Annotated in this window: 11 protein-coding genes; all 11 read left to right on the top strand. The window is 52.5% G+C overall.

Going from position 1 to position 10,185, the window contains the following annotated elements; translation table 11 throughout:
• Positions 1 to 1,660, top strand: a 1,660-nt coding sequence (locus ACOJWD_RS05905; RefSeq protein WP_486992294.1) for an ABC1 kinase family protein, incomplete at its 5' end; no start/stop codon positions are given.
• Positions 1,661 to 2,629: 969 nt separating this feature from the next.
• Entirely contained in the window at positions 2,630 to 3,190 is a 561-nt protein-coding gene (locus ACOJWD_RS05910; protein ID WP_486992303.1) for a YceD family protein, read from the top strand.
• Positions 3,171 to 3,350, top strand: a complete 180-nt coding sequence (gene rpmF, locus ACOJWD_RS05915; RefSeq protein WP_486992295.1) for a 50S ribosomal protein L32 — start codon at positions 3,171 to 3,173, stop codon at positions 3,348 to 3,350. The genes ACOJWD_RS05910 and rpmF overlap by 20 nt, the downstream gene beginning before the upstream one ends.
• Positions 3,351 to 3,448: 98 nt before the next feature.
• Positions 3,449 to 4,027, top strand: a complete 579-nt coding sequence (gene fapR, locus ACOJWD_RS05920; protein ID WP_486992304.1) for a transcription factor FapR — start codon at positions 3,449 to 3,451, stop codon at positions 4,025 to 4,027.
• Positions 4,024 to 5,028 carry a phosphate acyltransferase PlsX gene (plsX, locus tag ACOJWD_RS05925; protein ID WP_486992296.1) on the top strand — a complete coding sequence of 335 codons (1,005 nt, stop codon included), beginning with the start codon at positions 4,024 to 4,026 and terminating at the stop codon, positions 5,026 to 5,028. The genes fapR and plsX overlap by 4 nt, the downstream gene beginning before the upstream one ends.
• Positions 5,028 to 6,023 (top strand): beta-ketoacyl-ACP synthase III, encoded by a 996-nt coding sequence (locus tag ACOJWD_RS05930; RefSeq protein ID WP_486992297.1) that lies wholly within the window; start codon positions 5,028 to 5,030, stop codon positions 6,021 to 6,023. The genes plsX and ACOJWD_RS05930 overlap by 1 nt, the downstream gene beginning before the upstream one ends.
• On the top strand, positions 6,020 to 6,901 hold the full coding sequence (locus tag ACOJWD_RS05935; protein WP_486992298.1) for a DegV family protein: 882 nt from the start codon (positions 6,020 to 6,022) through the stop codon (positions 6,899 to 6,901). The genes ACOJWD_RS05930 and ACOJWD_RS05935 overlap by 4 nt, the downstream gene beginning before the upstream one ends.
• The gene (fabD, locus tag ACOJWD_RS05940; RefSeq protein WP_486992299.1) at positions 6,898 to 7,830 is read left to right on the top strand and encodes an ACP S-malonyltransferase; all 933 of its coding nucleotides are present in this window, start codon (positions 6,898 to 6,900) and stop codon (positions 7,828 to 7,830) included. Before ACOJWD_RS05935 ends, fabD begins: the two co-directional genes overlap by 4 nt.
• A 78-nt stretch (positions 7,831 to 7,908) precedes the next feature.
• Positions 7,909 to 8,655, top strand: coding sequence for a 3-oxoacyl-[acyl-carrier-protein] reductase (gene fabG / locus ACOJWD_RS05945; protein ID WP_486992300.1), 747 nt, complete (start codon positions 7,909 to 7,911; stop codon positions 8,653 to 8,655).
• Between the two features lie 43 nt (positions 8,656 to 8,698).
• Positions 8,699 to 8,941 (top strand): acyl carrier protein, encoded by a 243-nt coding sequence (locus ACOJWD_RS05950; RefSeq protein ID WP_486992301.1) that lies wholly within the window; start codon positions 8,699 to 8,701, stop codon positions 8,939 to 8,941.
• 59 nt (positions 8,942 to 9,000) lie between these two features.
• Positions 9,001 to 10,185 (top strand): beta-ketoacyl-ACP synthase II (gene fabF, locus ACOJWD_RS05955; RefSeq protein ID WP_486992302.1); only part of this gene is annotated, 1,185 nt, incomplete at its 3' end.

Genomic DNA, 10,185 nt, shown 5'->3' on the forward strand with positions numbered 1-10,185 from the left:
GCATCGCCATGAGTGGGGGAGGTTGCGACAAATTGCGGAAGTGATGGCCCGTCACGGATTGGTGATGGCGCTGGACGGCATTGGACTATCGAGCTATCTCTCATTAGGTCGTCGTTTACGTGCGGATCGATTGCCTCAAATGGATGCCGAGTGGCCCGACAGAGTTCGCCTTGTGCTGGCCGATTTGGGACCAACCTATGTCAAATTAGGACAATTGGCGTCGGTTCGGCCGGATGTTTTACCCGAACCATTGGTGCAGGCACTTCAGAGACTGCAAGATGATGTACCAGCCATTCCCTACTCCGAGATCGCTGAAATTTTACAGCAAGCTTGGGGCGCTCCGCTGACAGATATGGTGGCGTTTTTCCGCGAGGAGCCTTTGGCCGCAGCATCAATAGGACAGGTTCATGAGGCCCAATTAGAGGATGGACGACGCGTGGTGATCAAGGTGCGTCGGCCGGGAATTCGCGAACAGGCGCAAGCCGATTTTCACATTTTACGTTCTTTGGCAGAGATGGCGGAAAAGCGGACACAATGGGCCAAGCAATATGCTGTGAGCGACCTTGTTGATGAAATTCTCACCACCATGCAAGACGAACTGGATTTTACTATCGAAGCGCAAAACACCGATCGCGCTAGGCAGAACGCAAAAGGTAATAGTGCGGTAAAAATTCCCGAGGTGATTTGGTCGTTGACACGCCCCGATGTGCTAGTGCTAGAATCCGTTCCGGGGATGAAGGTTAATGACGGCGAGGGAATCCAGCAGGCGGGCCTTTCTTCGTCACAGGTGGCGGAGACTTTTGTACGGGCACTCTATCAGCAAATATTTGTTCACGGATTTTTTCATGCCGATCCTCACCCAGGAAATATTCACGTGGATGGCTTAGGAAATGTCATTTTCCTCGACTGGGGACTGGTGGGCATGCTATCACGGGAAATGAAGCAGCGTTCGGTGGCATTGGTGCTGGGATTGGTGGACGGTAATTCCGAAGCCGTAGCCGATGCTCTGTTGGAGATTGCGGGTTCTCGCCATCAGGTGGACCGCCGTGGACTGTTACGTGATGTGGAACGTCTGCGGCGACGGTATTACGAAACCCGTCTTCAAGACTTTCAACTGGGCAAAGCGATGTCCGACCTTTTTCAAATGGCCCAACGACATCAATTGCGCATTCCCGCTGAGTATATGCTGCTGGCCAAAACCGCGGTGACGGCCGACGGGGTGGTACGAGCGATAGCTCCTGAATTTTCGCTCTTAGCCATGGGGAAGCCGCTTGCGGGAGAATTGCTGTGGAACAAAGTGAACCCAGAAAATTGGGTGCCTGGGGTGATACGCGATGTGACCCGAGCGTCTCAAGCTATAGCTAGCATTCCTGAGGAGATTGAACTGGCGTTGCGCACGCTTTCGCGCGGCGAGATTCGCATAGTATTAGAACAAAAAAATATTGAACGGATATTGGCCCACTGGGAAACTTTGATTAATCGGGTAGCCTTTGCGTTTTTATTAGGAGCGATTGTGCTAGGGGCAGCGCTGGTCGTGCATCGAGATCACTTGGATGAGTTGGCGGGCATTCCCGTTGGGGAATATGCTTTTTTTCTTGCGCTCGCCTTGGTGGTGTGGGCCATTGTGAGTGCTCTACGACGGGGAAAGCAATCTTCGTGACTCTAGGCAGATATTGTGCGGACCGCAATCTCGATGTTCATCACAAATATGCTAATTCAGGACGTGGAGGCACGTACTATCGTCTGACGAGGATGAATCTTTTTGCGGGACGACCCACGACAGATGAAAACCATAAAATGCCAGTAGGGACTTTCCGTCAGACGGTAGCAGTGAATCCACGAGAAACTGACATTTTAGGGCCGAGTTCGTTGTCGGCACCGCCTCACACACTGTTTTGACTGACTTCAGCTTGCACTTTGTGTAACAAAGTGAGCCACACCAGATCACTGTTAAATCCAGTTAGCGCCAACAGGCCCACGGGGGCAATATCAAACTTCGCAGATTTTTATGCGTTGATGCCGCCTGAAAATTCAGCCACTGTTGCACCCGGCACAGATGTGAGTTTTCCGAACGATGGTCCATCCAGTGGAACAACTATTTTCGCTACTGGCCCCACTAGTTTTAACCTGGCTGCCATTGGCACCTATCAAGTCTTGTTTCAGGTCAGTGTTACGAGCCGGGTCAACTGGATTTACTATCAATGAGGTTGAGCTAGCCTATACAGTGGTTGGGAGAGCCACTGGCACTTCGCAGATAGTCGGAATGGTTCCGGTGACAACATCAGTCATTAATTCCATTCTTACGGTGCGCAATCCTTCCGCTAATGCCACCGCATTAACTATCACGCCTTTCGCGGGAGGCAACAGGCCGCACGCATACTCTTCCCATAATTCCCTGTGGAATCCATGCGATATTTCTCCTGGTCGTAGACGACCGGTTCACTTCCATTTTGGACGCCATGTGGCCGTTCTCAGTTGACTTCGGCGGGGTTTCGTTCAAGGGCTCGACTCCCGAAAAGCGCTACAGCTTGCATCACGACTTTGACGTTACCTTGGAGAATAGGTAGTGTGGATTGACACGCCATTTATCGAGCTTATATACTAGTAGGAGTGTCGTGAGGTGAATAGCATGGAGGTGCGAGTTTCAGACGTCAAGAAGTGGGTCGGTCGCGAAGAGTCGGTGCGCTTTGTTGAGTCGTGGCCGCACTTGGCTGAGGCCCGTGTGGACTATTCCTTATCCAATCCGGCGACGGTTGATGCCTTGGTTCGCAATGCTGGCGGCGGGTCGTTTATTGTGGAGGTCAAAGGAGTCGTAGAGGCCCAGGCTATTTGCAGCCGGTGCGCGGAGCCATTTCATGTGTCTTTGCCGTTTGAAGCGACAGAAGAGTTTCGGGAAGAGCTGGGTCCGCGGGATGAGTCCTTAGACTATTGGCGCTTTACCGGTGATAAAATCAATGTGGACGAAATGGTCGCGGATGCCGTTGGAGTGAGTTTTCCGATATCCTTGGTGTGCAAAGAGGATTGTCGGGGTCTCTGTTCAATGTGTGGGCAAAATCTTAATCTCGGTGAGTGCGGTTGTACTCCGGTCGTTGATGACCGCTGGGCGGCCTTGAGAGATTTTAAGGAATCGACGCACGACCATCATCAGCAAAGATTGGGGAGAGAACAGCATGGCCGTACCAAAGAGTAAATTGTCTCGTCAACGGACGCATCAACGGCGTTCGCAGTGGAAACTGAAGCCTCCGCATTGGGTGGAGTGCAAACGGTGTCATGGGGATCGGCTGCCTCATCACGTATGCCCGCATTGCGGATTTTACGATGGCCGGATTGTTGTTCGTCACGATCAATAGAAGGAAATTCCATGGCTTTGCCATGGAATTTTTTGTCCTCATAATTATGACTAAGTGATATTATCTACTAGGTATTTATTGATGGAGGCGTGAGAGTGATGCCGAAATTAGGCCGGGCAGAACGGCAGCGTCTACTGCAAGAACGCATTCGCGAAAATCCTCTTCAGACCGACGAGGAATTGGCGCAGTTTTTTGGGGTGAGCGTTCCGACCATTCGACTGGACCGATTTCACCTAGGGATACCTGAACTGCGGTTGCGTTCTGAAGGATTGGCACGCCAAGCTGTGCGCGGACTGCGGGCGATGGAGCGGCAAGAAGTAGTGGGCGACTTAATCGACCTGCAACTGGGGTCATCCGGTCGATCAATTTTAGATACTCAGACCTCCATGGGATTTGAGCGCAGCGGGGTGTTGCGTGGCCATTATATCTTTGCTCAAGCCGACTCATTAGCGCTGTCTGTTGTAGATGGAGATGTGGTCTTGACGGGGTTGGTATATGCTAAGTTTAAGCAGCCAGTGATGGCGGGCGAGCAAATTTGGGCCACGGCGGAAGTGATTCGCCATGTGGGTTCGCGATGGGTCATTTTAGTGGTGAGCACCGTCAAAGAGGTTCCGGTGTTTCGGGCAAAATTTGTGGTGGTGGCGTTAGAGCCCAAAAAGGGAGGACTGGAGCTGTGAGAATTGCGGTCGATGTGATGGGCGGAGATTTGGCACCATCAGCACCGCTTTTGGGCGCTAAATCTGCCGTTGTTGGCCGTGCCGATCTGCACATTTTTTTAGTGGGCGATGAAGCCGTATTAACCTCAGAAATGCGGACCATGATTGACCACCCGCAGTTGGAGTGGATTCAGGCTTCCGAAGTGATTGATACCGCAGAGTCCCCGGTTCAAGCGGTTCGTCAGAAACGCGAATCCTCTCTTGTTAAAGCCATTCGACTGGTTAAAAGCGGTAAGGCAGACGGTGTGATCTCGGCGGGAAATACCGGAGCCTTGATGGCCGCTGGTCTATTTGGACTCGGGCGGATGAAGGGTATTGAACGACCAGCATTGACCGCCATTTTGCCGACCTTTCAAGGGTGGGGAGTTCTCATACTGGATGTGGGTGCCAATCTAGAACCTCGTCCCCACCAACTCTATCAATATGGGGTGATGGGGACCGTCTATTGTCGGGAGGTTTATGGAATTGACAGTCCTCGCGTCGCTCTATTGAATGTTGGTGTGGAACCGGAAAAAGGTTCGCCGCTCGTCAAAGAAGCGTATAAGCTTTTAAGCACCGATCCGTTAATTAATTTTGTGGGAAACCTCGAACCGCGGGAACTTATGCAAGGAGCGGCCGATGTGGTGGTGACGGATGGGTTCTCTGGCAACATTGCCCTAAAGACCATTGAAGGGGTGGCCCGTGATATTTTTCGAGAAGTGCGCGCGGCTATGATGGGCAATATCCGACGCAAACTTGGAGCACTTTTGGTTAAAGATGGCTTGTTGGAACTGCGCAAGCGCTGGGACTATCAAGAGCAAGGCGGGGCGCCGCTTTTAGGTCTCAATCAAATTCTTTACAAGTGCCATGGTTCGAGCGATGTGAGGGCATTTGAGCGGACGATTTTACGCGCCGATGATTACTGCCGACATGATTCCCAAGACCGCATCCGCGAACGCATACGAAAAGAGGTCGAAATGTAATGAGAAGAGCAGTCGTGGCAGGACTCGGGACCTATGTGCCTCAGAACATCTTATCGAACCATGATTTGGAGCGGATGGTGGAGACAAACGATGAATGGATTACGTCGCGGACCGGGATACGCGAACGGCACATTGCCGGGCCGGACGAAACAACCGCCGATATGTCACGCGAGGCTGCTAAGCGCGCCCTAGCTGATGCGGGACTGCAAGGGACGGACCTGGATTTTATTATTGTGAGCACTAATACCAGCGATACCGTGTTTCCATCGACCGCGTGTCGATTGCAGGAACAGTTGTCCGATCGCCCCACGCCCGCGGTGGATGTGCAGGCGGGCTGCACTGGATGGATTTACGGATTGAGCATGGGATCGGCTCTGATAGAGTCAGGCCAATATCGACGGGTGCTGGTGGTTGGGGCGGATAAGTTATCGGCGATTACCGACTATCAAGATCGCACTACCGCGGTGTTGTTCGGCGATGGCGCCGGCGCCATCATCCTATCGGCAGAAGATGATTCGCCCTTTGGGGTGCTGGCCACCTATGTCAATGCGGATGGCCGAGGGAAGGATTTATTATCGCTTCCGGCCGGGGGTTCACGACTTCCGGCGTCGCAAGACACGGTTGAAGCGCGGTTGCATTACCTGAAAATGAGCGGCAATGACGTATTTCGATTTGCCGTGAAGGCCATGCCCGATGCGGTGGAATCGAGTCTCAGAAAAGCGGGGCTTTCTATCGAGGATATGGATTATCTCATTCCGCATCAAGCCAACCAGCGCATCATTGATGCCGCCATGCGCCAGTTCGATTTACCTCCCTCGAAGGTGGTGAAGAATATTGATCGCTATGGGAATACGTCTGTCGCCTCGATTCCGCTGGCATTGCAAGAGCTGCGTGAGTCGGGACAGATTGAAGATGGCATGGTCCTAGTTCTCGCCTCCTTTGGCGCGGGGTTGACGTGGGGAGCGTCGGTGATACGGTGGGGACGCATGGCATGAAGCTAGGCCTCGTGACCGATTCCACATCCGATTTGACTGAGAGCTTCTTGCGCGAGCGCCAGATTGCCATGGCCCCATTATTGGTGGAATATGATCATAAGAGTTTTCGCGATCGGATTGATCTCGATGCGAGGGAATATCTCTCATTGCTGCCGACACTCAAAACCTTACCGCATACGTCGGCTCCGTCGCCAGGGGTTTTTCGCGCCCTGTACGAAGAGGAATTTCAGCGTGGTCGAGAGGCGATTCTTTCGATTCATCTAGGTTCAGGGCTGTCCAGTACCGTGCGTTCCGCAGAAATGGCGGCACGCATGGTCTCCGGGCGCATTTGGGTGATCGATGGAGGATCGGCCAGTCTGGGAACCGGGCTTTTGGTATGGTGGGCTCATCACCGTTTCTCTCGGGGAGCATCGCTCGATAGCGTGTTGGCGGAGATCGAGATGCTAAAGAGGGGTCTTTTCGCCTTGATGGCGCCTAACACGCTGGAGTATTTAGCGCGGGGTGGTCGGATTGGCCAAGCGGCACGTTTGGTGGGCACGCTTCTTGATATGAAACCTATCCTCTTATTAGAGCACGGCTCGTTTAAACCGGCGAAGAAAGTTCGAGGCGAGCGTCAGATTATCTCCGCCATGCTCAATGAGGTTTATGAGCGGGTCCCGGCGCATACCTCGATCTTGGCGGCCATTGCGCACTCTGGGGATATCGGGATATACGAACGGGCCCGAGAGATGCTGATGGAACACTATCAGGTCTTAGGATGGCAGGATGGCGTGATTGGTCCCGTGATTTCGACGCATGTTGGGCCAGGGACTTTTGGCATTATTGTTTTGCCAATTCCAGGCGACATGACAAGATATTGGGAGGAGGGGGTACAATGAAGCAGTGGTTGGTGATGTTCCCTGGTCAAGGGTCTCAATTTGTTGGCATGGGTCAGGAGTTTTATCATCGCTATCAGTTATCGCGCTTAGCGTTTGAGGAGGCCAACGAGGCTCTTCAGTATGACTTAACTAAGCTGATCTTTGAGGGGCCGTCAGACGCTCTCCAAGATACTGAGGTACAGCAGCCAGCCATCTTGGTGGCCAGTGTGGCGGTTTGGCGGGCATTACGGCATGAGCGGCCGGATTTTATGCCCGATGCTGCCATCGGCTTATCGCTAGGCGAATATTCTGCCTATGTGGCGTCGGGAGCTATGTCCTACATTGATGCCGTGCGCTTGACCCAACTGCGTGGTCGGGCGATGCAAAACGCGGTGCCCAAAGGACAAGGAGGCATGATGGCGGTCATGGGTCTTAGCCCCGAGGTGGTGCAAGACATTTGTCTTCAAGCGAGTCGTACCGCTCAGGTGGATCCGGCAAATTACAATGCTCCGGGGCAAATTGTGATCTCAGGATATCTGAGGGGGATTGAAGCTGCCGCACCCTTGATTCAAGAGGCAGGTGGTAAGGGGATTGCACTGGCGGTGAGTGCACCGTTTCATTCGAGCCTATTACGACCTGCGGGGGAGGTTTTGGGACGGGAGTTATCCACGTTATCGATGTCTCCTGGCCACTTTCCCGTTATTGCTAACGTGGACACCGAACCCTGCACAACACCAGAAGAAATTAAGCCGCGATTAGAGGCTCAGGTGTATCGTCCGGTGAATTTTGAGCAGGGTATTCGCAGAGCCATGAACGACGGGATGACACATTATCTTGAGCTCGGACCCGGACGCAGTCTGGCCAGTTTAGTGAAGAAGATTAATCGCCAGGCTACGGTGACTTCGGTCCAAGACCTGGATAGTCTCCGAAAAGCACTTGAACTGGTCTAGGTCGGAGGCTATAATAGCAACGAATTGCGGTTGGAGAGCCTCAGCCAAACCTGTCAATCCCAGGAAAGTAGGATGAAGATGACGATATCATGGCGTGAAAAGGTGGCTTTGGTGACCGGGGGCTCCCGAGGAATTGGACGTCACATAGCGCTGAAGTTGGCCCATGAGGGAATGATGATTGCCGTCAACTATCGTGGCAACCAAGAGGCCGCCCAAGAGACCGAGCGATTGGTTCGAGAACTGGGATCGGATTGTCTTCTAATCCCTGCGGATGTTTCGGATGTGTCTCAAGCGGGGTCCGTCATTGATGCCGTGATGGATCGTTTTGGACGGATTGATGTGCTCATTAACAATGCGGGTATTACACGTGATACGCTGATATTGCGGATGAAGGACAGTGATTGGCAGGATGTCATTCAGACCGATCTGACCAGCGTATTTACTTTATCGCGGGCAGCAATTAAGCCGATGATGAAACAGCGATTTGGTCGCATTGTCAACATTGCCTCGATTGCGGGTATCCTAGGAAACGCCGGACAAGCTAACTATGCTGCGGCAAAAGCTGGCGTGATAGGATTTACTCGTTCTTTAGCACGTGAAATGGCTTCAAGAAATATTACCGCGAATGTGGTGGCGCCGGGCCTCATTGAGACAGACTTAACCCAGCATATGTCCAAAGAGGCATTTGACGGGTTAATTAAGTCGGTCCCATTGGGACGGGCCGGGAGGCCGGAAGAAGTGGCAGACGCTGTATGGTATTTAACTCAAGCCGATTACGTGACCGGGCAAACCATTGTGGTTGATGGTGGCCTGGTGATGGATTAGTCACACGACGTAGCACACCAACTAATTTAAGGGAGTGGGATTTGTGGCGAGTAAAGAGCAGATTTTTGATAAGGTGAAGGAAATTATTGTCGACCAACTCGGTGTTGAAGAGGACGAAGTGTCGTTGGAATCGTCTTTCATTGACGATCTTGGTGCCGATAGTCTCGACATCGTGGAACTCATCATGGCCCTTGAAGAAGAGTTTGGACTAGAAATTCCTGATGATGAGGCGGAAAAGATTTCGACGGTCAATGATGCGGTCGAATACATCCGCGAAAATTCGTAGGTGAGAGAGGTCTCAAATGAGACTTTCTCTCCTGGTAGAGAGGAGATCGGCGGATTTCCATGGAACGTGTTGTAGTAACAGGGATGGGGATTGTGAGCCCCGTCGGATCTTCCTTGGATGAGTTTTGGGCTGGCATCACCAGTGGCAAAAGCGGAATTGGGATGGTTACCGAATACGACTTGTCTGCCTATCCGACGCGTATGGCCGCTATGGTAACAGATTTTGACCCTGGTGCGTATTTTGACCGTAAAGACCTTCGACATCTGGACCGTTTTGTCCAATTGGCGATTGTCGCTGCTGAGGCAGCATGGAGCGATGCCGCCATGGGAGAGGATTTCGATCCGGAGCGCGTCGGAGTGGTGGTCGGCAATGGAATCGGAGGTATGCAAACGTTCACTGAGCAGCACCAAGTGCTGTTGGAGCGCGGGCCCTCCCGAGTGAATCCGTTCTTTATTCCTAAAATGATTGGTAATATGGCTGGCGGGCAGTTGGCGATTCGCCTGAACTTGCAGGGGCCCAATGAAACCGTGGTAACGGCTTGTGCCTCGTCAGGCAATGCCATTGGGTCAGGATTGCGAGCCATTCAGCACGGTGAAGCTGATGTCATGTTAGTAGGAGGAACCGAAGCTGCTTTAATTCCTTTGGCATTTGCGGGATTTTGTTCTATGCGGGCCATGTCGACGCGCAACGATGATCCCGAACACGCGAGTCGTCCGTTTGATCGCGACCGTGATGGGTTTGTGATGGGCGAAGGTGCCGGATTTTTGGTCATTGAATCATTGTCTCATGCGACCAAACGAGGGGCATCCCATGTCTATGCAGAACTTGCAGGATATGGACGCTCTTCAGACGCCTATCACGTGGTGGAACCACACCCTGAAGGCGTCGGAGCTTCGCAGGCCATGCAACGCGCTTTAAAGGATGCCAATATGGATCCCAAAGAGATTGACTACATTAATGCGCATGGTACCTCAACTCCCAAAGGAGATATTGGCGAGACGTTAGCCATTAAGCGAGTCTTTGGCGATCATGCCTATCGGTTGGCGGTTTCATCGACCAAGTCCTCTACGGGTCATTTGTTAGGCGCTGCGGGGGCCGTGGAGATGATAGCGTCCATCTTGGCAATAAAGCATCAGGTATTGCCACCCACCATAAACCTGGACAATCCTGATCCCGAGTGTGACCTCTATTATGTGCCGAATCACCCAGAGTCTCGACGGATCAAGGCTGTGATGTCGAATGCC

The sequence above is a fragment of the Sulfobacillus sp. TH-112 genome (assembly GCF_057473405.1).

Coding starts and splice junctions, on each gene's coding strand:
- ACOJWD_RS05930 (WP_486992297.1), top strand. CDS start 5,028: ATGAGAAGAGCAGTCGTGGCAGGACTCGGGACCTATGTGCCTCAGAAC.
- fapR (WP_486992304.1), top strand. CDS start 3,449: ATGCCGAAATTAGGCCGGGCAGAACGGCAGCGTCTACTGCAAGAACGC.
- ACOJWD_RS05935 (WP_486992298.1), top strand. CDS start 6,020: ATGAAGCTAGGCCTCGTGACCGATTCCACATCCGATTTGACTGAGAGC.
- fabD (WP_486992299.1), top strand. CDS start 6,898: ATGAAGCAGTGGTTGGTGATGTTCCCTGGTCAAGGGTCTCAATTTGTT.
- ACOJWD_RS05910 (WP_486992303.1), top strand. CDS start 2,630: ATGGAGGTGCGAGTTTCAGACGTCAAGAAGTGGGTCGGTCGCGAAGAG.
- fabG (WP_486992300.1), top strand. CDS start 7,909: ATGACGATATCATGGCGTGAAAAGGTGGCTTTGGTGACCGGGGGCTCC.
- rpmF (WP_486992295.1), top strand. CDS start 3,171: ATGGCCGTACCAAAGAGTAAATTGTCTCGTCAACGGACGCATCAACGG.